This window comes from Streptomyces winkii (assembly GCF_032248595.1).
Taxonomy (GTDB): Bacteria; Actinomycetota; Actinomycetes; order Streptomycetales; family Streptomycetaceae; genus Streptomyces; species Streptomyces winkii.
This window is the reverse complement of the sequence record NZ_JASTTH010000002.1, coordinates 473,796-498,632: the sequence shown is the minus strand read 5'-3', so window position 1 is coordinate 498,632 and position 24,837 is coordinate 473,796. Positions and strand designations below refer to the sequence as shown.

The window sequence follows — 24,837 nt, the reverse complement described above, 5'->3', positions numbered from 1 at the left end:
CGGCTCGTGCCGGGCCCGGCGTCGTGCCGCCCGGGAGAGGGAGAGCCTCAGCTGCGCGGGCCCCGCGTCGCGGTCCCGGTCCCGGAGCCCGGGCCCGAGCGCCCCGACGTCAGCGACGCGTGGAGCGGTTCGAGCCCCGCGAGGAGGCTGTCCAGGGCGAGTTCGAAGCTGTCGCTGTCGATCTCCTCGGCGTGGGCGGGGATCAGATGGGCCTGCACGAGGTTGGGGTAGCGCTCCAGATATACGCGGGTGTCGTCGGCGAAGCCGCTGGCGAAGGGCGTGGTGGCGGCCCCGATGACGAGGTACTTCACGGAGGCGGCGATCATCGTCGCGTGGCGCGGGGGCCAGCCGTCGCCGACGAGCCCGCCGTGCACGGCGTCGGCCATGGCCAGGAAGTCCTCGCGCCTGCCCGTGCCGGCGGCCACCACGGGGGCGGCGTTGGGGTGCCCGCTGAGGGCCGCGTGGTACGACCTGCCCCATGTCTCCAGGCCCGCGCGCCAGCCGCGCTCGAAGGCGGAGGTGTCGACCTGGCGCGTGAGCAGGTTGGCGACGGCGTCCAGTACGGCGTCCTTGTTCGGGTAGTGGCTGTAGAGCGAGGCCGCCCGCACATCGAGCCTCAGCGCCAGGTTGCGCATCGAGAGGGAGCCGATGCCCTCGGCGTCGATCAGCTCCAGCGCGGCGTCGCGGATGCGCTCCCGGCTGAGCAGGGGGGACTTCGGGCGTGGCATCGGAGGGCTCCTTGTGAAAACTAACGCCGTAAGGTTAGCGTGCGCGTACGAGGAAACCTAACGCTGTTCGCGAGGACGAGGAGAGCTCCGTGCCGCCCGTGACGCCCCAGACCCCGCTCGGACTCTTCGGCACCGAGGCCCTGATCGGCGAGGAGGACCGTGCGATCCGGGACACCGTCCGGCAGTACGTCACGGAGAAGGTGAAGCCGAAGCTCACCGACTGGTACGAGGCCGGTTCGCTCCCGGCACGCGAACTGGCCGGGGAACTCGGCTCGTTGGGCGTCCTCGGCATGCACCTCGACGGATACGGCTGCGCCGGCACGTCCGCCACCGCCTACGGGCTGGCCTGCATGGAGCTGGAGGCGGGCGACTCGGGGCTGCGCTCGCTCGTCTCCGTGCAGGGCTCGCTGGCGATGTTCGCCATCTGGAAGTACGGCAGCGAGGAGCAGAAGCAGCAGTGGCTCCCGGACATGGCGGCGGGCCGGGCCATCGGCTGCTTCGGCCTGACCGAACCGGACTTCGGCTCCAACCCGGCGGGCATGCGCACCCGTGCGGTGCGCGACGGCTCCGGCTGGGTGCTCGACGGCACGAAGATGTGGATCACCAACGGGTCGGTCGCGGACGTCGCGGTGGTCTGGGCGAGGACGGAGGACCCGGAGACGCCGGGCAACAAGGTCCGCGGATTCCTCGTGCCCGCCGGCACCCCGGGATTCTCGGCACCCGAGATCAAGAAGAAGATGTCGCTGCGCGCGTCCGTGACGTCCGAACTCGTCCTGGACGGCGTCCGGTTGCCGGGGTCGGCGATGCTCCCGGAGGCGGCCGGGCTCTCCGGGCCCCTCTCCTGCCTCAACGAGGCCCGCTACGGCATCGTCTTCGGAGCGCTCGGCGCCGCACGCGACTGTCTGGAGGCGACCCTCGAATACGCGGCGCAGCGCGAGATCTTCGACAAGCCGCTCTCCGCCTACCAGCTCTCCCAGGCCAAACTCGCCGACATGTCACTGGAGTTGGGCAAGGGCATGCTGCTGGCTCTGCATCTGGCGGCGCTGAAGGACGGCGGCACGCTGCGGCCCGAGCAGGTCAGCCTCGGCAAGCTCAACAGCGTCCGCGAGGCGATCGCCATCGCCCGGGAGTGCCGCACGATGCTCGGCGCGGCCGGGATCACCCTGGAGTACCCGGTGATGCGGCACGCCAACAACCTGGAGTCCGTGCTGACTTACGAGGGCACCTCCGAGGTGCACCAGCTGGTGATCGGTCAGGCGCTCACGGGCGAGGCGGCGTTCCGCTGACGTCGGCGGCGTCGGCGGCGTCGGCGGCGTCCGTGCGGCGCGCGATCACCTGGACGCTGCGGGTGGTCTCCCCCCGGTGCAGCGTGGCGGTCGCGGTCGAGCGCTCCTCGACGATGTCGAAGCCGTGCGCGTGCAGCAACTCCCTCAGCTCCTCGGGCCGGTGGTGCCGGAAGAGCCCGCCGTCGGGCGTGGAGAAGACTCCGTAGGGACGGAGCGGGTCCGCGGCCGACGCCTCCTCGTAGCGCCGCACATGGTGCTCGTCGTTCTGCAACGGTACGTCGCTGAGGTAGAGCACCCCCGACGGCCGTACGAGACGGGCCAGTTCGGAGAGGAGCGCCTTCTGGTCCGCGTCGCCGGTGACGACCCCGAGGATGACGAAGAGCAGCGCGGCGTCGAAGCTGCCGTCCTCGAACGGCAGGGGCAGCGCGTCGAACCGTACGAGCGGCAGCTCCGGGTGCTCGTTCCTCCCTCGCTCGATCAGCGCCCGCGACGGGTCCACGCCGTGGACGTCCCGGTAGCCGAGCCGTGCCAGCTCCGCCGTCAGCCGGCCGTAGCCGCACCCGTAGTCGAGAATCCTCGCGTCCCGTGGCACGTACCGCTCCAGCAGCGCGCGGTCGAGCGGGTGGGTGAAGGTCTTCGTCGCGCCGGTTCCCTCCCAGAATCCGTGCACGGCGGGACGGGCGGATCGCTCGGATCGGGACATGCCGGAAGGCTACCGGGGCGGCTCGCCGCTCCGACGCGCGAAATCCGGCCTCGGCCGCCTCGGTCGTCGTCTCGGCCGCCTCGGCCCGTCCAGGGTGCGCCCCGCCGCAACTGCCGCGGGCCGCACCGCCGTTGACGGAGGGCGCGGCCCGCGGCGTCACTCGGCCCCGGCGGGACCACGGCTCAATGGAGCACCGGCTCAGCCGAGGACCGACAGCGCCTGGTTGAAGGTCTTCGACGGACGCATGACCGCCGACGCCTTCGCCTCGTCCGGCCAGTAGTAGCCGCCGATGTCGGCGGGCGAGCCCTGCACCGCGATCAACTCGTCCACGATGACCTGCTCCTGCTCGCCCAGCGTGCGGGCGAGCGTGGCGAACGCCTCCGCGAGCTCCTTGTCCTCGCTCTGCTCCGCCAGCTCCTGCGCCCAGTACAGGGCGAGATAGAAGTGGCTGCCGCGGTTGTCGAGCCCGCCGAGCCTGCGCGTCGGGGACTTGTTCTCCGCCAGGAACGTCGCCGTGGCCCGGTCCAGGGTGTCGGCGAGGATCTGCGCGCGTGCGTTGCCGGTCGTCTGCGCGAGGTGCTCGAAGCTCACCGCGAGCGCGAGGAACTCGCCCAGGCTGTCCCAGCGCAGGTAGTTCTCCTTGACGAGCTGCTGCACGTGCTTGGGCGCGGAGCCGCCGGCGCCCGTCTCGAAGAGCCCGCCGCCGTTGATCAGCGGGACGACCGAGAGCATCTTCGCGCTGGTGCCCAGCTCCAGGATGGGGAAGAGGTCGGTCAGGTAGTCGCGCAGCACGTTGCCGGTGACGGAGATGGTGTTCTCGCCGCGGCGGATGCGCTCCAGCGAGAAGGCGATCGCGTCCACGGGCGACATGATCTCGATGCGCAGGCCCTCCGTGTCGTGCTCGGGGAGGTACTGCCTGACCTTCGCGATGAGGTTCGCGTCGTGCGCGCGGCCCTCGTCCAGCCAGAACACCGCGGGGTCGCCGGTCGCACGGGCACGGGTGACGGCGAGCTTGACCCAGTCCCGTACGGGCACGTCCTTGGTCTGGCACATGCGGAAGATGTCGCCGGTGCCGACGGCCTGCTCCAGCACGGCGTTGCCGTCGCCGTCGAGGACCCGGACGGTGCCGGTCGCGGGGATCTCGAAGGTCTTGTCGTGGCTGCCGTACTCCTCAGCCTTCTGCGCCATCAGGCCGACGTTGGGCACCGAGCCCATCGTGGACGGGTCGTACGCGCCGTTGGCCCGGCAGTCGTCGATCACCGCCTGGTAGATCCCGGCGTAGCTGCTGTCGGGGATGACGGCGAGGGCGTCCTGCTCCTGGTCGTCCTTGTTCCACATGTGGCCCGAGGTGCGGATCATCGCGGGCATGGACGCGTCGACGATGACGTCGCTCGGGACGTGCAGATTGGTGATGCCACGGTGGGAGTCGACCATCGCCAGATCGGGGCCGGCCGCCAGCTCCGCCTCGAAGGACTCCTTGATCTTCGCGCCCTCGGGCAGCGACTCCAGGCCCTTGAAGATGCCGCCGAGGCCGTCGTTCGGGGTGAGGCCGGCCGCGGCGAGCGTCGCACCGTACTCGGCGAACGTCTTCGGGAAGAACGCGCGGACGACATGGCCGAAGATGATCGGGTCCGAGACCTTCATCATCGTGGCCTTCAGGTGCACCGAGAACAGCACGCCCTCGGCCTTCGCGCGGGCGACCTGCGCCGTGAGGAACTCGCGCAGCGCCGCGACGCGCATCACCGCGGCGTCCACGATCTCGCCGGCCAGCACGGGCACGGACTCGCGCAGGACGGTGGTGCTGCCGTCGTCGCCGGCCAGCTCGATGCGCAGGCTGCCGTCCTCGGGGACGATCGCGGACTTCTCGGTGGAGCGGAAGTCGTCGTCGTCCATGTGCGCGACGTTGGTCTTCGACTCCGGCGACCAGACGCCCATGCGGTGCGGGTTGGACCGTGCGTAGTTCTTCACGGAGGCGGGCGCGCGGCGGTCGGAATTGCCCTCGCGGAGCACCGGGTTGACGGCGCTGCCCTTGACCTTGTCGTAGCGGGCGCGGATGTCGCGCTCCTCGTCGGTCTTCGGCTCGTCCGGGTAGTCGGGCAGCGCGAAGCCCTTCTCCTGGAGCTCGGCGACGGCCGCCTTCAGCTGCGGGATCGAGGCCGAGATGTTCGGCAGCTTGATGATGTTGGCCTGCGGCGTCTTCGCCAGCTCACCGAGGTTGGCGAGGGCGTCCTCGACGCGCTGCTCCGGTGCCAGCCACTCGGGGAACTGGGCGATGATCCGCCCGGCCAGGGAGATGTCGCGGCTCTCGACACCGACCCCTGCCGTCGAGGCGTACGCCCTGACCACGGGCAGGAACGAATACGTCGCCAGGGCCGGGGCCTCGTCGGTGTCCGTATAGATGATGGTCGAGTCAGTCACCGGTACTCCGCTCCACGTGCTCCATGTCTACATCGTCTCGATATCAAGATATCTCGTCTCCGCACCCGCCCGGACACCCGCCCCCGCGGTACGCGATGCGGGGAGCGACGGTGCCGGCGCCGGTGCCGTCGCCGGTGAGGCCCGCAACAATCTGCTGCCTCTGATCCGGCAGGTCAACGAGACCGCTCCCCCGCTCCCGGCGACCCGGCATCCGTCCGGTTCCGCCGCCCGGTGCGGTGCCCGTGCGGTGCGGCCGACTCCCTTGCCGGGGCGGGCAGTTCGGCGAACGGCCCCCCGATGCCGGGCAGTTGACCGTCGGCGGCGGAGTCACGCGACGGAGAGATCACCGTGACCGTCCGAGTGCCGGGCCCGAGTGCGTTCCCCAAGTACCGCCGCGCGCACAGGAGTCGCGGCCCCGGCGTCACACCCCGACCAGGGACGATGCGACGGCGGCGGTACGGCGGGAGGTCCTCACGGGGCGCCCGGGACGCGGCACGGCTCAGCCGAAACATCACCGCTCGCAAGTTGACAACTATCGCAGTTGTGACCGAAGGCGGGGCTACGTTGGTACTGACCTGCCAGACGTGCGCCCTGAGGCGCGCCGACGGTATCGCGAGGGAACAAACGTCGCGACGGATTCCACTGAGGGGGCCGGCGATGGCAGCTTTGAGGTGCTCCAAGTGCGGAGCACGCATCCAGGTGGACGGCACGTCGTCATGCACGTGCGCGCCCATCATCGCCGGTGAGGTGAAACCGGCAACCTTCCAGGCGTTCCGGCCGAGGCTGAACGAGGCCGAGCCCGCGCGCACCGAGATCGGCCCGCCCGTCTCGTCGCGCGACGAGCCGGGCCGCAGGGGCCGGAGCCGCAAGAGCGTCGTCGTGGGACTGGCCGCGGCCATGACACTGGGGACGGTGGCGTTCAGCGTGGACGCCATGAGCGATTCGGGCCACGAGGACCAAGGCAGCGGCAGACCGGCCGTCCAGGTCTCGCCCGACCCGGACATCGTCGCGCGGGAGGCCTTGCAGGACAACGCGCCCACGCCCGACCAGCCGCAGTCCGGCGGCCCCTCGCAGGGCGAGGACAAGGGCATGGGGCAGCACGGGGGCGGGGCCGAGCCGGGACGCCCCGGCTCACAGCCCCCCGGGCAGCATGACGAGGACCCCGCGCCGTCACCGCCGGGAGACGCGTCGGGCGGTGCCTCACAGGGCGGCGGTTCGGCCGACGGCGGCTCCGCGGACGGGGGTTCGGCGGACGGCGGCGCGACGGGCGGCGGCTCCACCGGCGACCCGGGAGGCGGCGACCCGTCCAACGGCGGCGCACAGGGCGGCGGAGGAGACGACGGCGGCGGAGACGACGGCGGCTCCGGCGGGCTGCTGGGCGGCATCCTCGGCGCCCTCGGCGGGCTGTTCGGCGGCGGCGACGGCGGCCACGACGACCACGGCGGCGGGTACGGCGGACACGGCTACCCCGGCGGCGGACATCACGGCGGCGGGTACGGCGGCCACCACGGCGGCGGGTACGGCGGCCACCACAGCGGCGGGTACGGCGGTCACCACTGAGGTCTGTCGGGGCTGATCTCCCCTGGCTGCGCCGGGGGAACCCCGGAACACGGCTTGGACCGGCACCGCCCGTCCGCACCATCGGGCCGCCAACACCCGGGCCCACGGCCCCGGTTGGCCATCGGCCGCCAACACCCGGGGCCGGGCCGCGCCCGCGGGAAGTCCCGGCCGCATACCGGCATGCGACTGCGCACTGCTGACAACCTGAGGACCGACCGCGATCGGCCCCGGGCGCCTCTGGCCAAGTGGGCGCGCGTACATGATCCTTGGCCCGTACGCCCGTTCCCGCCGGGACGGGCACTGCCCGAACGAGCCGTCCGCCGCCCGGAGTCCGCATGACCTACGACATCGATCTGTTCCGCGCGCAGTTCCCCGCCCTCGCCACCGGAGCGGCGTTCTTCGACGGCCCCGGCGGGACGCAGACCCCCCGCGCGGTCATCGAAGCCATCGCCGGTGCGCTCGCCGGGCCGCTCTCCAACCGCGGCCACGGCAACCCGGCGGAGCGCAACGCCGAGGCGATCGTCGGCGAGGCGCGGCAGGCGCTGGGCGATCTGCTGGGCGCGGATCCGTCCGGCGTCGTCTTCGGCCGCAGCGCCACGCAACTCGCGTACGACTTCTCCCGTACGCTCGCCAAGACCTGGTCGCCCGGCGACGAGGTGGTCGTGACGGACCTCGATCACGACTCCAACGTCCGTCCCTGGATCCAGGCCGCGGAGCAGGCGGGAGCCACCGTGCGGTGGGCCGGATTCGACCCCGCCGACGGGGAGTTGACGGCCGGCGCGGTCGGCGCGGCGCTCTCCGGCCGTACCCGGCTCGTCGCCGTCACCGGCGCCTCGAACCTGATCGGTACGCGTCCGCCCGTCCAGGAGATCGCCCGCGTGGTCCACGAGGCGGGGGCGCTGCTGTACGTCGACGGGGTACACCTCGCCGCGCACTCCCTCGTCGATCTCGGCTCCTCGGGCGCGGACTTCTTCGCCTGCTCCCCCTACAAGTTCCTCGGCCCGCACATGGGCGTGCTCGCCGCCCGCCCGGCGCTGCTGGAGACTCTGGCGCCGGATAAGCTGCTGGCGTCGACGAACGCCGTGCCGGAGCGCTTCGAGTACGGCACGCTGCCCTACGAACTCCTCGCCGGCGCCCGCGCCGCGGTCGACGTCCTGGCCGCTCCCGGTGCCCACCCGGAGCGCGACCGCCGCGAGCAACTCGCCGCCGCCTTCGGGCTGTTGGAGAAGCACGAGGACGCGCTGCTGCGCCGCATCGAGGACGGGCTCTCGCGCCTTCCGGGCGTGAACGTCCACTCGCGTGCCGCCGTGCGGACCCCGACGCTGCTGCTGACCTTCGACGGTCACGACACCCGTGACGCCGCACGCCACTTGGCGGAGCGCGGCGTCAACGCGCCGTCCGGCTCCTTCTACGCGATCGAGGCCTCCCGCCGGCTCGGCCTGGGCGACGACGGCGGGCTCCGTGTCGGCCTGGCCCCGTACAACAACGCGGAGGACGTGGACCGGCTGCTGGACGGGCTGGCGGACTTCCTGCACTGAGCACGCGAAGGCACATAACCGCCGAAAAGCGGCAAAGGCAAAGGAATACGACATCCCGGCGCGCACGGCCGCCCGGAGCCAAAGCCTGCGTCCGACCCGTCGCAATGCGCCCCGCGAGCTGCGAGGCTCCTGCCATGAGCAGATTCACACCCCCCACGGGCGGCAGACCCGGCCTCCGGCTCTCCTGGTCACGGACCCGTACGCGCATCACCGCCGTGGCGGCCGGGCTCGCCCTCGTGCTCGGCACCGGCGGCGCGGCGGGAGCCCGTACGGCCGCGCCGGCGCCGGCGCCCACATGGCAGAAGGCCGTCGACCGGATCCTGGCCGGCAAGCCGCTGAAGGGCGCCAGCGCCGGCGTCGTGGTCGCCGACGCACGCAGCGGCAAGACGCTCTACCGCCACAACTCGGGCAAGCGGCTGCTCCCCGCGTCCAACACCAAGCTCCTCACGTCCGCCGCCGCCATGGACGTGCTCGGCCCCGGCTACCGCTACCGCACCGACGTCCTCGCGCACGGCGACCGGGACGGCGGGCGGCTCGACGGCGACCTGTACGTGCGCGGCACCGGCGACCCGACGCTGCTGGCGAAGGACTACGACGCGCTGGCGGCCGATGTGGCCTCCTCCGGGATCAAGGAGGTGACGGGCAGCCTCGTCGCCGACGACACCCGCTTCGACTCGCAGCGGCTCGGGCGCTCATGGGCGGCCGACGACGAGTCCTCGTACTACTCGTCGCAGATCTCCGCGCTCAGCCTCGCTCCCGACACCGACTACGACACGGGCTGCGTGTACCTGGAGGTCGTCCCGGGCTCGACGTCGGGCGAGAAGCCGAAGGTGAAGGTCACGCCCGGCAACGACTACGTCGACGTCGAGGTCGCCGCCACCACCGTGGCCGGGAACGGCGAGAACACGCTCTCCGTCGAGCGCGAGCACGGCGGCAACAAGATCACGGTGAGCGGCGGCATCCCCGTCGGCGCGGACCCGTACGAGTCGTGGACGAGCGTGTGGGAACCCACCGGCTACGCGGCGTCGGTGTTCGCCGACGCGCTGCGCAAGCACGGCGTCCGGGTCGAGGGCGATGCGGAGCTGGGCAAGGCCACACCGGACGGCGCCGACCGCGTCGCCCGCCATACGTCGATGCCGCTGAAGGAGCTGAGCGTCCCCTTCCTGAAGCTGTCCAACAACAACCACGCCGAGGTCCTCACCAAGACCATGGGCGACGAGACCGCGGGCGAGGGGACCTGGAGCGCGGGCCTGAAGGCGGTGCGGGGCTATCTGAAGAAGGAGGGCGTCGACACCGGCACGCTGCGCCAGGTCGACGGCTCGGGCCTGTCCCGCATGGACTACGTCTCGCCGGATCACTTCGCCGCGCTGCTCTACGCGGTCCGGAAGGAGCCGTGGTTCAAGCAGTGGTACGACGCCCTGCCCATCGCCTGCGAACCGGACCGGCTGACGGGCGGCACGCTGCGCTCCCGCATGTGCGACACACCGGCCGAGGGCAACGCGCACGCCAAGACGGGCTCACTGACGGGGGCTTCATCCCTGTCGGGCTACGTCACCGACGCGGACGGGCGCCAGCTCACGTTCAGCATCGTCCTCAACAACTACCTGGCCGACTCCGTGAAGGACGTCGAGGACTCGATCGTCGTGGCGCTCGCCTCGTACGGCCGCGACGGCAAGATCCCGGAGAAGCGGGACGGAGACGACGGCGCGGACCGCACCCCGAGGCCCACGTTCGGCCTGGAGTGCGCCTGGACGAAGCCGGCCCGCTGCTGAGGCCGCGGAGGCTGCCAGGTGCCGCGCCACGGGCACGGGTTCGGGCGCGGCTCCCGGCAGCGGTCTGACGCCGGGACAGCCGTTCCGGCACCGGCACCGGCACCGGTCATGGCGCCGCGACGGCCTGGCCCCCACGGCGCACCGGCTCCCGTCGCGCGGGCGAGGAGTTCACGGGCTGCCCCGTACTCAGTCCGTGAACTCCTCGGTGAACTGGCCCGCCCGCTTGCCCACGCCCGAACAGGCCGCCTGCGCCTTGGAGTCCGGGCCTCCCGGGCAGGGCTTGTCGCGGGTGGCCGACCACATCGACAGGCCACCCATCTCCTTCTCCTCGGCGAACTTCCGCAGCCGCGCCGCGTCGTCGGGCTGGAAGACCTCGCCCTTGACGTCGTTCACGCCGATCATCGGCGTGACCGCGACCGTGTCCCAGGCCTCCTTCTCGTCGCGAATGCCCAAGGCCGGCTGGATCTGCTTGTGGGCGGCGGTGGCGGCCTTCACGGCGTACTCGCCCATGTCGCCGCGGTAGCCGGTTCCGTAGTCCATGGCCATGATGTTCACCCTGTTGATCCGCGCACCGTTCTTCTGTGCGTTCTTCAGCACCGCGAGGGCGTCCCTGCTGAGGCCCGAGGGCATCACGGGGAGGGTGAAGGAGACGTTCAGATTGGGCCGTTGCCGCTGGAGCCGGACGATCGCCTGGCTGCGGAGCTGGTGCGCCTTCGTGTCCGTCAGCGCGGGGCCCTCCAGGTCGAAGTCGAGCTTCGTTAAGCCGTAGGCGTCGACGACCTTGCTGTAGGCGTTCGCCAGCTCGTCCACCGAGCGGCAGACGCGGGCCAGTTCCTTGCCGCTCTGCCCGCCGAAGGAGACCCGTACGTCGCCGCCCTCGTCGCGCAGCCGGTCCACCTGCGCGGCCACCGGGTTGTCGCCGAGCTTCTGCCTGCCGCCCCACTTGGGCACGCAGCCGCCTCCCGGTGAGACGAAGGCCAGGTTGTACTCCTTCACACCGGTCTTCCCGGCGTTCTCGAGGAGGTCGTACGAGGGCCGCAGCGACGTGTCGACGTACGGCGCGAAGTCACCGGCCGCCGGCAGCGGGTCCTCGGTCTGCGAAGGGGTCAGGGGCGGCGGGCCCGTGGGCCCGGGGTCCTGCTCGCCCGTCGAGCAGCCCGTGAGAAGCCCGGCGAGAAGCGGGGCCGCAACCGCCGCCGCGGCCACGGAGGTTGCGGTGGGCTTCACCTTGCGGCGCGTCCGGAGGGCCGTCGCTTCCCCGCGGTTCGGCATCGTCGGGCTGTCTCCTTCGGCGAGAGGGCGTGATCTCGGGCCTGCGTCAACGCTAGCGAGCGCGGCGCGGACAAACAGCAGGTTGAGGGCCTCGACGGAGGGACTTAGGCCACAGTTAAGGATGGGGAAAGGCCCCGATCAGGGAAGCGCCGGCGAACGGGCGGCTCCCCCGCGGCGGCGGGCCCCGGCACCGGGGGCGGCGGAGGCCGCCGCCACGGCCGGTGTCCGGGGGCCGCGCGGGCTCACAGGAGCCCGAAGTGCCCCAGATCTGCGAGGTACTTGGCGATGAGCGACGGCGTGAGGGCGGGGATGCCGCCGTCCGTGCCCGCGCCCGCGTCGCGCACGGCCGCGCGGAACCGCTCCACGGGGACGCCCGCTCCGGGGATCGGCCGCCACGGCTCGCGGAAGGCGTCCAGCAGCGGCAGCAGGGAGTGCCGGCGCTGCCGTTCCGGCAGGCCGCGCAGCGCGGTCTCGAAGCGCGCGCACCACTCGCCGTAGTCGTCGATGTGCTGGACGCGGCGGCCGCCCGCGATCAGCCAGTCCACGAAGACGTCGAGGGAGACGCCGTCGTCGTGCGGATTGACGACGTTGTACGTCTGGAATCCGTCCGCGGTGCGGGCGCCTATCGCGGTGACGGCCTCGGCGGTGAAGTCGGCGGGCAGCCCGTAGAAGTGCGCCCGCGGCCGGTCGCCGCCGGAGCCCGTGGTGATGCCGCCGTCGGCGTCGCTGCGGTAGAAGGAGCGCGGCGCGACCCCCGTCGCGGCGACGCTGAGCATCAGGCGGGTGAAGAGGTCGGGCACGTTCAGCTGCCCGCGGTACCGGCTGTGCGCGAGGATCATGTCCGAGCGGAAGACCGCGCACGGCAGCCCGCACCGGTCGTGGGCCTCCCGGAGCAGCACCTCGCCCGCCCACTTGCTCGCGCCGTAGCCGCCGGCGTACGCCGTGTCGAGGCGGCGCACCGGGACGACGGTTCGGACGTCGCCGTCCTCCGTGAGGGCACCTCCCGTAAGTCCCTGGAGTCCCGCGAGTTGGGTGCCCACGGCCACGCTGGAGAGGAAGACGAAGGGCTTGATCCGCTCGGTGAGCGCCAGCCGGATCAGCTCCGCCGTGCCCGCCACATTTGGCCCGAACAGCTGGCCGTAGGGCAGCAGGTGGTTGACCAGGGCGGCCGGGTGCACGACGAGGTCGACGTCGGCCGCGAGCCGGTCCCAAGTCCCCTGATCCAGGCCCAGGTTCGGCTCGCCGATGTCGGCCGCGAGCACCTCCAGGCGCCCGGAGCCCGCCGACTGCCTGTAGTGCGCGAGGAGTTCGCCGTCGCCGCTGTCGAACGCCGCGTCGAGGCGCTCGCGTGCCGCCTCGTCGCTGCTGCCGCGTACGAGGCAGATCAGGGTGCCGCCGGTCTCCGCCAGCCGCTGAAGCCATTCGAGGCACATGAAGCGGCCGAGGTAGCCGTTGGCGCCGGTCAGCAGGACCGTGCGCGGAGTGCCCTCCGGCCGCGGCAGCCCCTTGGCGTCGTCGAGGACGCCGGTGTCGATGAACGCGTCGAGGCTGAGATCCTCGGCGCGTATCTCCGTGGCGTCCGGTCCGTGCACGCCGGCGAAGCTGGCGAAGGCGGGGCGCTCGGAGCCGGACGCGGTGCGGGTCTCGATGTGGTGCGCGAGCCGGCGCAGGTCGGCGGCGGGCCCGGTGACGAGCGCGACCGGCACGTCCACGTCGTAGATCTCGTTGAGGAGCCGGGAGAAGGACAGCGCGGAGAGCGAGTCGCCGCCCAGGTCGGCGAAGCGGGCCTCCGGATCGAGATCGGCGGCCGGGCAGCCGAGCAGGCTCCGCGCCGCCCGGCCGACCGTCTCCAGCACGGGCCGCTCCCGGCCGTCGCGGCGCAGCGCACGCAGCTCCTCGGCCTGCTCCGAGGCGAGATCCGCGTACAGCCGCTCCAGGCGCTCGCCGTAGCGCTCCCTCGCCCTGGGCCGGGCGAGCTTGCCGGCATCGGTGAGCAGGCCGTTCTCCACCGAGAAGGGCTCGGTCTCCACGACGAACTCACGTGGAATCTCGTACGACTTGAGGCCCGCCGCCTTCGCCGCCTGCCGGAACGCGGCGCTCAGCGACGACTTGAGCGCGCCTTCGCTGCCGTCCGCACGCGCGATCGCCTCCGGGGTGGGCACGACGACGGCGAGGAGGTAGCTGCGCTCGCTGCTTCCGTGGACGAAGATCTGCCGGATCAGCGGGCTGCCTGCGAAGACGGTCTCCAGTCGTGAGACCGCCACCAACTCGCCCTGGGAGAGCTTCAGTACGTTCTTGGTGCGGTCCACGTAGACGAGCTCGTCCGGGCCCGTCTGGGCCATGATGTCGCCGGTCTTGTAGAAGCCCTCCTCGTCGAACGCCTCGGCCGTGGCCTCGGGCCGCCTGTAGTAGCCCGCCATGATCATTTCCGTCTTGACCCGCAACTCGCCCCGCGGATACGGCGTATCGGTACGGAAGTAGCCCAGCTCGGGCACGTCGACGAGCTTGTAGTCGATCACCGGAGGCGCCGGCTTGTGCCCGGTGGTGATCATCCCGGCCTCGGTCGCGCCGTAGCCGTTCAGCGGCTTCAGCTCCAGGCACGACTCGAGGAACGCTCCGGTCTCGGCGTCCAGCGGCGCGCTTCCGCTCATGACGCGCACGATCCGGCCGCCGAGGACGTCCTCCCGCATCCGTGTCAGCGACTCGGCCTCCGCGGCGGCCTGTTCGCGGCCGGCGGCCATGCGGCGGTCCACCTCACTCCGGTACTGCTGGAAGATCATCTCGGAGACCCGCGGCACCAGCATCAGATCGGTGGGACGGGCGAGCGACATGTCCTCGAACAGCAGCGACAGATCGCTCCTCGCGGTGAAGTGGACGATGCCGCCCGCGCTGAGAGTGCTGAACAGCATGTAGCGCCCGGCGAGATGGCTCATCGGCAGGAAGTCGAGGGTGATCACGGGCGTGTCGGTCGTACGCCACGAGGCGCCCCAGAGATAGGTGGCCAGCCGCTGTGTGTACATGGCCCCCTTGGGCGCGCCGGTGCTTCCTGAGGTGTAGAGGAGCGAACTCAGCGACTCCGCGTCGGTGTCGGTGCGCAGCGGGGCGGGCGGCAGCGTGCCTCCGCGTTCGAGCATCGCGGTCAGTGCGTCGAGCGCGACCCCGGAGCCGGCGGCCGCCAGCCGCTCGCCCGCCGCCTCGAAGCGCTCGCGCTGCTCGTCCACGCGCAGGTCGCAGTCGAAGACGACCAGACGCCGCAGCGACGTGCTGCGCAGCGCCAACTCGACGGCGGTGTCCAGGAGTTCCGCACTGCTGGCGAGTACGGCGGGGCCCGACTCCGCGACGACCGGCTCGAGTTCGGCGACGGTGGCGCCGGCGTGCAACGGCACGGAGACCAGCCCCAGGTAGACGCACGCAAGGTCGACGGTCGCGTAGTCGCCGCTGGTGAAGCCGAGCGTACAGACGAAGTCCCCGGCGGATACCGGGGACTTCGGGTGGCCGGCTAACTCGCTCGCGAGCGCCTGGATCCTCCCCCACACTTCCCGGTAGCGGACAGTCTCGAACTCCGGGAGCAGTTCGGCGCTCGTACGACCGGTTCGCTCATCCTTCACCAGGCGCTTCGCACGTTCGCCGAAGGCGGGGCGGTCGGCGTAGCCCTCCATGACCGTCGCCATGATCCGGGCGAGCCCGATGCCCGGTTCGCGGACGGCGGCGGTGACCGCGTCCAGCGGCTTGGCGTCCCTGAACTGCCGGTCGACGGCGTACAGTTCGGCGGTGCGACGATCCGCCGGGGGCGAGGCCGCCGCCCCGGCGTCGTCCTCGCGGTCGGACTGTGCGTTCACTGTCATTCCGTCTCCTGTTCGGCGTCTCGGGGGGCGTCGGACAACGCGGAGACCCTATGCACACCGTCGCGCGCTGTGGCCGGGGCAGTTACCGACGTGCGTAGTCGGCGGACGGGGCCGCGGCCTGCGGCACGTGGCGGGCCAGGGCGCGGCCCGTGGGAGTCGCCCGGTCGGTGCAGCCGGCGACGTGCCCCTCGTACAGGACGGCCCCGCCGTGTCTGCCGGGCCCCGGGCCCAGGTCGATCAACCAGTCGGCGTGGCGGACGACGTCGAGGTTGTGCTCGATGACGACGGCCGTGTGCCCCTGCTCGACGAGGCCGTCGAGGACGTGCAGGAGCGTGTCGATGTCGTTCATGTGCAGCCCGGTCGTCGGCTCGTCGAGGACGTACGTGGTGGGTCGCTCCGTCCGGTGCAACTCCCTTGCGATCTTGGCCCGTTGGCACTCTCCCCCGGACAGCGTGCTCAGGGACTGCCCGAGGCGCAGGTATCCCAGGCCGACGGCGGAGAGCCGTCCCAGGGCGCGGGAGATCCCCTCGTCGGGGAGGCGGTCGACGGCCTCGTCGACGGTGAGGCCGTCGATGTCCGCGATCGACAGTCCGTCCACGGTGTGGGCGAGGACGGCGGGGGTGAAGCGGCTGCCCTGGCAGGTCTCGCAGACCGTCTCCTGACCCTCCATGAAGGCGAGGTCGGTGTGGACGGCTCCGAGCCCGCGGCAGTCCGGGCAGGCGCCCTCGGAGTTGGCGCTGAAGAGACCGGCGGCGACGCCGTTGCGCCGGGCGAACAGCCTCCGCACGGCGGGGGCGATGCCGGTGTAAGTGATGGGCGTGGAACGGCGGTTGGTGCCGACCGGCTTCTGGTCGATCACGGTCGCGCCGTGCTGGTCCACCAACTCCGCGGCCAGGCTGGACTTTCCGGAGCCCGCGACGCCCGTGAGCACGGTCATCACCCCCGTGGGGAACCGCACGGTCAGGTTCCTCAGGTTGTTGCGATCGGCCCCGGCGACGGTGAACTCGCCGGCGGCGGCACGCGGATCGGCCTTGACCGGCCGCTGCCGTGCCAGTGCCAGTCCGGTCGGGGTGCCGGCGTCCCGGAGCCGGTCGAAGGTGCCCTGAAACACCAGCCGTCCGCCGGCGGCGCCGGCGCCGGGCCCGATCTCGATGATCTGGTCGGCGTGCGCCATGACCGCCGGGTCGTGCTCGACGACGAGGACGTTGCCGCCGCTGTCGCGGAGCCGTTCCAGGAGCTCGATCATGGACTCCACGTCGGTGGGATGCAGTCCCACGGTCGGCTCGTCGACGACATAGGTCATCCCGGTGAGGCTGGACCCGAGGTGCTTGACCGTCTTGATCCGCTGCGACTCCCCGCCGGAGAGGGTCGTGGTCGCCCGGGAGAGCGTGAGGTAGCCGAGCCCGATCGTGATCATCGCCTCCAGCCGGGCGGTCAGCGCCGCGACGGCGGGCGCGACCCCGGCGGAGGTGATCTCCCGTACGGCGTCCACGAGTTCGGTGATCTCCAGGCGGGCCATCTCGCCGATGGTGCGGCCGTGCAGGGTGGCCGTCCGGGCGGCCTCGTTGAGGCGGTCGCCGTCGCACTCCGGACAGGTCTCGGCCCGGGTGAAGCGGCGGATGGTCTCCTGCTTGCGCTCCGAGAGGTTGTCGGAGGTGTGCAGATGGATCCGCTCGAACCGCTCGACGACCCCTTCGTAGCCCTTCGGAGGCGTGCGGCCCAGCTCGGCCGCGGCCCGGCCGCCGTACAGCAGCGCCTCTCGCTCCTCCGGGGTCCACTGCCCGAGCGGGGTGCCGGCGTCGAAGGTGCCGATGCCGGCGTACTGGGAGTACCAGTAGCCGCCGTATCCGAACCCGGGGAGCCGGATCCCGCCGTCGGCGAGGGACTTGTCCAGGTCCAGGAAGCGCTCGACCGCGCTGACCACGACCTCGCCGAGGCCGGAGCAGGTCGGGCACATGCCGGCGGGCTCGTTGAAGGAGAAGTGGTTCGACTCGCCGACGTGCGGGTGGCCGAGCCGGGAGAACAGCAGCCGCAGATACGTCCAGGCGTCCGTGATCGTGCCGACGGTCGAGCGGGCGTTGCCGCCGATCCGGCGCTGGTCGATGACGGCCACCGGGGTCAGGCCCGTGATGTGCTCGGCGTCCGGACGGGTCCACTTCGGCAGCCGGTTCCGCGCGAACGGCGGGAAGATCTCGTTGAGTTGGTGCCCCGCCTCGGCGGCGATCGTGTCGAAGACCAGCGACGACTTGCCCGATCCGGACACCCCGACGAAGACGACCAGACGGTTGTGCGGCACGTCGACGTCCACGTCGGCCAGGTTGTTCGTACGGACCCGGCGGAGGCTGATGGTTCCCTCTGTCATGGCTCGGAGGCTAGGAGGGGATGCGGCCGCATCCTGGCCGCGATTGCTGCGAGGATCGGGACATGGCGGACGTCACCGAACGCATGCTGGCCCTGCTGTCGACGTTGCAGACGGGCCGGTCGTTCAGTGGAGACGAACTGACCCGGCGCCTGGGCGTCAGCCCGCGGACCCTGCGACGGGACGTCGGCCGGCTGCGCGGATACGGCTACCCCGTCGAGACCCGGCCGGGACCAGGCGGCCACTACCGGCTCGCCGCGGGACGCACGATGCCGCCGCTCGTCCTGGACGACGACGAGGCGGTGGCCACCCTGCTGGCCCTGGCCTCGCTCGCCGCCACGGAGCCGCCCGCCGGGGACGGGCCGCCGGCCGCGGGAGGCATCGACGACGCCGCGGCGCGCGCGTACGGCAAGCTCGACCAGTTCCTCCCCGCCCGGCTGCGCCCCCGCGTGGCCTCGATCCGGTCGAGTCTGGAGACGAGTCCCCAGCGGGCTCCGACCGTGACCGCCCGGCAGTTCGGCATTGCCGCCGAGGCCATCGCGCACCGGGAGACGATGACCTTCTCGTACACGGACGCGCGCGGCGAACGGACGGACCGGCGCGTGGAGCCCTACCGGCAGGTCCACCACCTGCTGCGCTGGTATCTGCTGGCCTGGGACCTCGACCGTGAGGACTGGCGCGTGTTCCGGCTGGACCGGGTCGCCGACCCGCGGCGGACCGGCGAGGGCTATGCGCCGCGGCCGCTGCCCGCCGAGTCGGCGGCGCGGTATCTGCGGCAGGGCCTCGACAGGAACAAGCAGTCGGTGGGCGTACGGATCGACGCCCCGGCCGCGGACGTCGCCGACGCCCTGAAGTTCCAGGACGCCGAGATCCGCTCCGGGGGCGACCGGCGAACCGACGTACGGCTGGCGCTGGACACCTGGCAGTGGCTGATCCTCAACCTGGCGTTCCTGGACGCGGAGTTCCGGATCAGCGCGGGACCGGAGTTCACGGAGGCCTGCCGCACCTTCGCGGAACGCCTCCTGGCGGCGACGGCGGACGTCGGGCCCTGAGCCGCCCTGCGCGAGGTCAGCCCCGGCTGACGGCGGTCAGGATCTCCGGGAGCCGGCCCGCCACCCGCGGCGCCGCGCCCCGTAGCGCGAGTGCGGGCGCGGAGACCCCGTAGAGGAGTCCGACCGGCAGCAGGGTCCACAGCCACGCGTGACCTCCGGAGAGGTGCAGCCAGATCGTCAGCGCGATCAGCGGTGAGCACAGCAGGGCGCCGATGCCCATGCCGCCGAGGATGCTGAGGTAGGCGAGGGATCCCTGGCCGGGGGCGACGTTCTTGTAGCCGTTGTCCTGCGGGATGGAGTACGGGAAGCGGTAGGAGGTGAAGACGCCCGTGGCCAGCAGCACGCCGAGCAACCCCAGTGCCAGGCCGAGCACTTCGGGAACCGCGTGCCACTTCCCCAGCACCGCGGAGTAGACCACCACGACCGCCGAGACGTACGGCACCGCGATGAGCGCGACGGCCAGCATCCGGGCGCGCATCTCGACGTACGCGTCGCGCGGCGAGGAGATCGTCGAGGCCACCAGCCAGAAGGCCGAGTGGTCCTGCCCGAACTGGTTGTACATCTGGATGCCGAGCAGCCCCGCCACCCAGCAGACGTTGTACACGCTGCCGTTGCCCTGCGCGGCGAAGACGGCGGGCAGCAGCACGCCCACGCCGAGCGAGGACGCCCACCCCACCTTCGTCTTCGGGTCCCGCCAGGCGTAGCGCAGCGTACGGAGCATCACCGCGCCCGTGCGGCCCTGCGGCAGCAGGCCGGCGAGGCCGGCGCCGCCGGTGCGTCCGCGGTTCCTCTCCGGCGCGGTGACGGCCTGGACCGTCGAGGCGTCCGGCGAGGTCATCAGCCGCTCCAGGCTCCGGTACCACCACCACAGCAGCGCGGCCAGCGCCCCACCGGACAGGGCGAGTTGGGCCAGCGCCACGATGGGCGCGCCCTCGGCCGCCGACTGCACGGCGGACACGGCCGAGGCGGGCGGAACCCAGGCGAGCACGTCCGCCACGGGCTGGAGCGCCGAGAGCCCGCCGGGCCTGCCCAGCCGCTGGACGCCCAGGTTGAGCAGCTGCACTCCGACCGCGATGACGAGGCCGCTCAGCAGCGCCAGGTCCCGGCCGCGACGGCTGGAGAGCAGGCGGACGTTGACCGCGGCCACCGCGCGCGCCAGCGCCACGCACACGAGGACGAGCAGCGGCATGGCGACCACCGCGGCGGCGATCCCCGCGCCGCCGTGCGCCAGGGCGAGGACCGCGCCGAGCGCCACGAGGACGGTGAACAGCGGGCCGATGCCGATCAGGGAGGCGATCAGCAGCGCCGGCATGAGCCGCCGGGCCCGCAGCGGAAGCATGACCAGCCGGGCCGGATCGAGGGTCTCGTCGCCGCTGGGGAAGAACAGCGGCATCACGGCCCAGCCGAGGGCCGTCAAGGCGGCCAGCGGCACGACGACCTCGGCGGCGTACTCGTTGCCGCGCAGCAGGATCAGCCCCAGCAGCTGGCTCGCGGCGAGCAGCAGCACGAGCACGATGGAGATGACGAAGGCGGCCGTACGGCCCGCGGACTGGCGCAGGCCGTTGCGCAGCAGGGACAGCTTGATGCGGGTGAACGTCCAGGTGACGGAGTGCGGTGCGCTCACTTGGCACCGTCCGGCCGGCCGCCGCCACCGCCCAGCCAGTCGAGGCTGTTCCCGGCGGCCGCGCGGTCGTGGGCCCCGACGAGTTGCAGGAACGCCTCGTGCAGCGAGTCCGCCGAGCCCTTGACGTCCGCGAGCGGGCCGTGGGCGCGGATGCTGCCGGAGGCCATGACGGCGATCCAGTCGCACAGCGACTCCACCAGCTCCATCACATGGCTGGAGAAGACGACCGTCGCACCGGAGCCGGTGTAGCGCTCCAGCACGCCGCGGATCGTCTGCGCGGAGACCGGGTCGACGCCCTCGAACGGCTCGTCCAGGAAGAGCACTTCGGGGTTGTGCAGCAGCGCCGCGGCCAGCCCGATCTTCTTCCGCATGCCCGTCGAGTAGTCGACGATCAGCTTGTGCTGTGCGCCGACGAGGTCGAGCGTGTCGAGCAGTTGGGCCGTGCGCCGGTCCGCCTCCTCGCGGGGGAACCCGCGCAGGGCGCCGAGGTGGCTGAGGAACTCACGCCCGGTCAGCCGCTCGAACAGCCGCAGCCCCTCGGGCAGCACCCCGATACGGGACTTCACGTCGACCGGGTCGCGCCACACGTCGCGCCCGCCGATCTCGACGGTGCCGGAGTCCGGACGCAGCAAACCGGTGATCATGGAGAGGGTGGTGGTCTTGCCCGCCCCGTTCGGCCCGACCAGGCCGACGAACTGCCCCGCCGGGATGTCGAGATCGACGCCCCCGACGGCGATCTGCTCGCCGAACTGCTTCCACAGCCCCCTCACCCGCACCGCCACGGCGGGCGTTCCCGAGGCCCCCGGCGAGGTGACGGAGTGGTCGGTGCCGTCGAGTTGCTGCCGTGGATCGTGAACTGTCACACCCATTGCCTCTCTTCGCTCTCCGCGGACGCTACAGCGAGTACCGCCCGGCGGCTTCCCCCGGCCCCGGTTCCCGGCCCGTCAGCCGAACGGGATCCGGACGAGCGAGGTGTCACCGGTGGCCACGGTGCTGCCGCCGGCGCCGATGGCGTCCCACACCTCGACCTTGATCCTGCCGTCCGCCAGGTCACCCAACGACCCCGACGCCCCCGTGGCGCCCGGGGTCAGGCCACGCGCCTCGGTGTAGTGCTCGTAGCCGGGCGCGTTGTCGCTCTCGTAGTAGCCGTACGTCTCCACCCGGTCCCAGCTGCCGTTGCCGGTCAGGTCGTACGAGACGCGCAGCTGCTGCCCGTTGCCGATCGACGTCCCGGCGTCGACGAGCAGATCGAACCGCGTGGCGCCGCCCCGGTATTCGCCGGTGACGCCCGAGAGGACGAAGGTCTCCGGCTCGTGCGGCTTCCCGTCGTGGTTGCCCGTCGTACGGGCCAGGGTGACGGCGCCGGAGCGCGCCTGCGGTTCGCCGAGCGTCCCGTCGGAGCGCAGGTGGAGGGGGACGAACCCGCCCTGGCTGTCCGGGAGTCCGGCCGTCCCGCCAGAGGGTCCGTCCGACGCGGAGGGCTTGGATGTGGGCGTCGACGTGACGGTCGGCCCGTCCTTGATGACCGTCTCCGGGGGCTTGCTGACCACTTGCAGCGGAGGCGAGCCCTGGCGGTCGTCGTCGGTGAACGACGTCAGCGGAGTCAGGTAGACGATGAGCCCGACCGCGGCGACGACGGACCCGGCGAGCGCGGCCGCCGGTATCGACAAGCCCTTGACCCTGCGCCACCACACGGGGCTCTTTTTCGCCGGTGCGGCGCCGTCCGCGTCGTCGTCCTTGCTCGTCCCCGCCTCGGCGAGCCGTGTCGCGACGTATGCGGAACCGCCCCACAGCAGCACCCCGGCGGGGAGCATCGTGCCCAACCGCTGGTCGAGGCCGTTCAGTTCGGCCAGTGCGCCGCGGCAGCGCGTGCAGTCCCGGAGGTGGTGGTCGAGGTCGTCGCTGTTGGCGCGCCGCCCGGCGCCGCGTGCCGCGGCTTCGAGGAGGGACCCGTAGCCGCCGCACTCGCCCGCGCGGGAGCCTTGCTCGCGGTGAGCGGCGACGTAGGCCTCACGCAGCCCGTCGCCCGCGCGGGACGCCAGTGTCGCGACGCTGCCCGGGACGACCCCGAGAAGTGCGGCGACCTTGCCGGCCGGCTCCCCCTCGACGGCGGTATGCCACAGAACCGTCTGCCAACGCTCGGGCAGCGAGCGGAACGCCTGGAGGATCGCGCTGTCCGCCTCCAGCCGGAGCATGGGTTCCCCGCCGCCGCCCTCCAGCTCTCCGGTCGCGTGGTCGTACCACTGCACGAAGTCGGGGGAGAGCTCGCCGCGGCGGTCCGTTCCCGCCCAGTCGGCGGCCGTGCGGCGTACGGAGACGAGGAGGTGGGGGCGCCAGGCGGTGGCGGGGCTGCCGTCGGAGCGAACTGCCCGCACGCTGCGGGTGAATGCCTCCGCCGTGAGGGCCTCGGCGGACTTGGTGTCGCGGCAGCAGGCGAGGGCGTAGGAGAAGACTGCGGAATGGTGCCGCCGGAACAGCTCGTCGACCGCGGTGTCCTCCCCCGGCTCGTCGTGTTCCCGGCGCTCCCCGTGCTCCGGGGACCCGGCCCGCTTGGCGGACTCGGCCCACTTGGGGCGCCGGGGGCGGCGCCCACGGCCACCGCGGTGACTGTGGCCACCGTGACCGTGGTCGGCGTCGGTACGGGGCTCGGTCGCCGATTCGGTCAGTACGGCACCCGCCCTCAGAGAGACCTCGCGCTTGTCCGGCATACGTCACCCAGGCCTTCCCCTTGCCAAGTGAGCGAGAGACGCATTCTCTTCGATGCGTGATTCTCTTCCATGCGCGCCCCCTCGGGAAGAGAAGAACCGGCCGGGACCTGGGGCGATGCACAGTTGAAACGCGCCGGGCCGCGCGGCGGGGACGGGCCTGCGGGGGTGTTCAGGGGGAATTCGGGCGCAGTTCAGCGCCGGTCCCGTCCGGGAGTCGTCCACGGACGGGACCGCTGACGGGTCCGCGGAGCGGTCCGCGGAGTGGTCCGCGGAGCGGTCCGCGGAGTGGTCCGCGGAGCGGTCCGCGGAGTGGTCCGCGCGGGTCACTCTCCGGGAAAGGGCGTCCCCAGCTGGAGGCGGATCTCGTCGAGGGTGCGCATGACGCGCAGCGTCTCGTCGAGCGGCATCAGGCCGGATTCCAGGCGGCCTTCGTGCACGCAGCGGGCGACCTCCGCGGCCTCGAAGGCCAGGCCGCCGTCGAGCCGGGACGGCGTGTACGCGTCCAGCAGTTCGCCGTCCCGCGCGATGAGCCGGACCGTGGCCGGGGCGTAGAACTCGCCGTCGACTTCGAGGCGGGCGAGCGTGCCGGAGACGGTCGCCGTCGTGGGCGTCCGTGCGAACAGGGTGGTGCTGATCAGGCCGTGCGCACCGTCGCCGTTCGTGACGACGACGGAGGCCTGCCCGTCGACGCCGGTGAACGCCTTGGTGCCGACGGCGGAGACGGTGGCGAAGTCGCCGAGCACCATCGACGCGAACGAGACGGGGTAGACGCCGAGGTCGAGCAGCGCGCCGCCCGCGAGTTCCGGCGCGTACAGACGGTGCGCGGCGTCCGGCACCATGAACTGGCCGTGGTCGGCGACGAGAGTCTGTATCTCGCCGAGCATCCCGGAGTCGAGGGTCTGCCGCACCACGTCGATGTGCGGCAGACAGCGCGTCCACATCGCCTCCATGAGGAACACGCCGCGCTCCCGCGCCGCGGCGACGAGCCGCTCCGCCTCGCCCGCGTTGCGGGTGAAGGCCTTCTCCACCAGGACGTGCTTGCCCGCCTCGATCGCGAGCAGCGCCTGGCCGAAGTGCTCGGAGTGCGGGGACGCCACGTACACGACGTCGACGCGGCGGTCCGCGAGGAGGTCGGCGTAACTGCCGTACGCGGCCGGTACGTCGAAGCGCGAGGCGAACGCGCGGGCCCGGTCCGCGCTGCGCGAGGCCACGGCGACGATGTTCTGCTGCGTGTGCGCGCGCACTGCCGCGGCGAACGTCGAGGCGATGCCGCCCGGAGCGACGACGCCCCAGTTCAGCGCCGGGGCCTCGCGCGGGTCCGGGGTGCGGGGCTGCGGGAGGCGGTCTCCCTGCCGTCCGCCGTCCTCTTGTGCGCCGGTCACGAGAGCACCTGCCATGGGGCCACCTCCGGAGTGGGAGAAGTCGCAAGGAGCGCCGTGCGGTTGGCCGCGCGGGCGAGGTGGGGGCGCCGTCGCGGTCGTCTCCGTCGTCGTCGACGGGTGGTGCGTCCCGGGCAACGGCCGGATCAGTGGGGGGATCAGAGATGTGCGCCACGGCCACGCTGCCGCGGAGGCGCCGGCGGGTGGCCGGCGACGACGTTCACCCAACCCGACCGTCCTCGTGCCGCGCAAGAGATTTCCGCCGCCTGCCAGGGCGGACGCCCGGCGACCGTCGCCGGGCGGCGCGATGCCGGACGCGCATCTGTACGCTCCGCCCCATGGGGTCAGGGGACATGCGCTACGGCCGCTGCGGCGCCTGCGGTTCGGACGAGGTGTACCAGGGAGAGGTCGCCGGGCAGATCGGCATCCGGCGCTCGGGCAAGGGACTGGGCAAGCAGACCGCCTTCCACGCGTACTTCTGCGCCTGGTGCGGGCACATGCAGTGGCATCTCGCCCTGGACGAGAAGCGGCGCAGCTGGATCCGCAAGCTCGACCGGGTCCCGCCGTCGAATCCCTGGCAGCAGCAGTGAGAC

16 protein-coding genes are annotated in these 24,837 nt (G+C 72.2%); 6 read left to right on the top strand and 10 right to left on the bottom strand.

Features of this window, described 5'->3' with window-relative positions; all coding sequences use genetic code 11:
- Positions 1-47: 47 nt before the first annotated feature.
- A complete protein-coding gene (locus QQM67_RS06510; RefSeq protein ID WP_314172640.1) occupies positions 48-728 on the bottom strand; it encodes a TetR/AcrR family transcriptional regulator in 681 nt (226 codons plus the stop codon).
- An 89-nt stretch (positions 729-817) separates the two neighbouring features.
- Here QQM67_RS06510 and QQM67_RS06505 point away from each other — a divergent pair, with 89 nt between their 5' ends.
- Positions 818-2,014, top strand: coding sequence for an acyl-CoA dehydrogenase family protein (locus tag QQM67_RS06505; protein ID WP_314172639.1), 1,197 nt, complete (start codon positions 818-820; stop codon positions 2,012-2,014).
- On the opposite strand, the gene QQM67_RS06500 is transcribed toward QQM67_RS06505, so the two are convergent.
- Together QQM67_RS06500 and QQM67_RS06495 are read right to left on the bottom strand one after the other, a co-directional pair.
- The gene (locus tag QQM67_RS06500; RefSeq protein WP_314172638.1) at positions 1,989-2,717 is read right to left on the bottom strand and encodes a class I SAM-dependent methyltransferase; all 729 of its coding nucleotides are present in this window, start codon (positions 2,715-2,717) and stop codon (positions 1,989-1,991) included. The genes QQM67_RS06505 and QQM67_RS06500 overlap by 26 nt on opposite strands.
- Positions 2,718-2,915: 198 nt before the next feature.
- Complete coding sequence (locus QQM67_RS06495) at positions 2,916-5,135, bottom strand: NADP-dependent isocitrate dehydrogenase (protein WP_314172637.1); 2,220 nt, start codon at positions 5,133-5,135, stop codon at positions 2,916-2,918.
- A gap of 657 nt (positions 5,136-5,792) precedes the next feature.
- Here QQM67_RS06495 and QQM67_RS06490 point away from each other — a divergent pair.
- From QQM67_RS06490 to dacB, 3 genes are all read left to right on the top strand, one after another.
- Positions 5,793-6,695, top strand: coding sequence for a hypothetical protein (locus tag QQM67_RS06490; RefSeq protein WP_314172636.1), 903 nt, complete (start codon positions 5,793-5,795; stop codon positions 6,693-6,695).
- A 335-nt stretch (positions 6,696-7,030) separates the two neighbouring features.
- Positions 7,031-8,233, top strand: coding sequence for a cysteine desulfurase-like protein (locus QQM67_RS06485; protein ID WP_314172635.1), 1,203 nt, complete (start codon positions 7,031-7,033; stop codon positions 8,231-8,233).
- Between the two features lie 134 nt (positions 8,234-8,367).
- The gene (dacB, locus tag QQM67_RS06480) at positions 8,368-10,005 is read left to right on the top strand and encodes a D-alanyl-D-alanine carboxypeptidase/D-alanyl-D-alanine endopeptidase (protein WP_314172634.1); all 1,638 of its coding nucleotides are present in this window, start codon (positions 8,368-8,370) and stop codon (positions 10,003-10,005) included.
- Positions 10,006-10,191: 186 nt separating this feature from the next.
- Here dacB and QQM67_RS06475 read toward each other — a convergent pair whose 3' ends face one another.
- The 3 genes from QQM67_RS06475 to QQM67_RS06465 form a co-directional block, all read right to left on the bottom strand.
- Complete coding sequence (locus tag QQM67_RS06475) at positions 10,192-11,277, bottom strand: chitinase (protein ID WP_314172633.1); 1,086 nt, start codon at positions 11,275-11,277, stop codon at positions 10,192-10,194.
- 242 nt (positions 11,278-11,519) lie between these two features.
- Positions 11,520-15,122: a carboxylic acid reductase gene (gene car / locus QQM67_RS06470; protein ID WP_314172632.1), complete on the bottom strand. Its 3,603-nt coding sequence runs from the start codon at positions 15,120-15,122 to the stop codon at positions 11,520-11,522.
- A gap of 82 nt (positions 15,123-15,204) precedes the next feature.
- A complete protein-coding gene (locus QQM67_RS06465) occupies positions 15,205-17,484 on the bottom strand; it encodes an ATP-binding cassette domain-containing protein (RefSeq protein WP_314172631.1) in 2,280 nt (759 codons plus the stop codon).
- A 62-nt stretch (positions 17,485-17,546) separates the two neighbouring features.
- Between QQM67_RS06465 and QQM67_RS06460 the strand changes: the two genes are divergently transcribed.
- Complete coding sequence (locus QQM67_RS06460) at positions 17,547-18,533, top strand: helix-turn-helix transcriptional regulator (protein WP_314172630.1); 987 nt, start codon at positions 17,547-17,549, stop codon at positions 18,531-18,533.
- 16 nt (positions 18,534-18,549) lie between these two features.
- On the opposite strand, the gene QQM67_RS06455 is transcribed toward QQM67_RS06460, so the two are convergent.
- The 4 genes from QQM67_RS06455 to QQM67_RS06440 form a co-directional block, all read right to left on the bottom strand.
- A complete protein-coding gene (locus tag QQM67_RS06455) occupies positions 18,550-20,157 on the bottom strand; it encodes a transporter (RefSeq protein ID WP_314172629.1) in 1,608 nt (535 codons plus the stop codon).
- Positions 20,154-21,026, bottom strand: coding sequence for an ABC transporter ATP-binding protein (locus tag QQM67_RS06450; RefSeq protein WP_314172628.1), 873 nt, complete (start codon positions 21,024-21,026; stop codon positions 20,154-20,156). The genes QQM67_RS06455 and QQM67_RS06450 overlap by 4 nt, the downstream gene beginning before the upstream one ends.
- A gap of 75 nt (positions 21,027-21,101) precedes the next feature.
- A complete protein-coding gene (locus QQM67_RS06445; RefSeq protein ID WP_314172627.1) occupies positions 21,102-22,865 on the bottom strand; it encodes an RNA polymerase sigma factor in 1,764 nt (587 codons plus the stop codon).
- Between the two features lie 323 nt (positions 22,866-23,188).
- Complete coding sequence (locus tag QQM67_RS06440) at positions 23,189-24,262, bottom strand: Gfo/Idh/MocA family protein (RefSeq protein WP_314172626.1); 1,074 nt, start codon at positions 24,260-24,262, stop codon at positions 23,189-23,191.
- A 320-nt stretch (positions 24,263-24,582) separates the two neighbouring features.
- On the opposite strand from QQM67_RS06440, the gene QQM67_RS06435 reads away from it, so the two are divergent.
- On the top strand, positions 24,583-24,834 hold the full coding sequence (locus tag QQM67_RS06435; protein WP_314172625.1) for a hypothetical protein: 252 nt from the start codon (positions 24,583-24,585) through the stop codon (positions 24,832-24,834).
- The last annotated feature ends 3 nt before the right edge of the window (positions 24,835-24,837 follow it).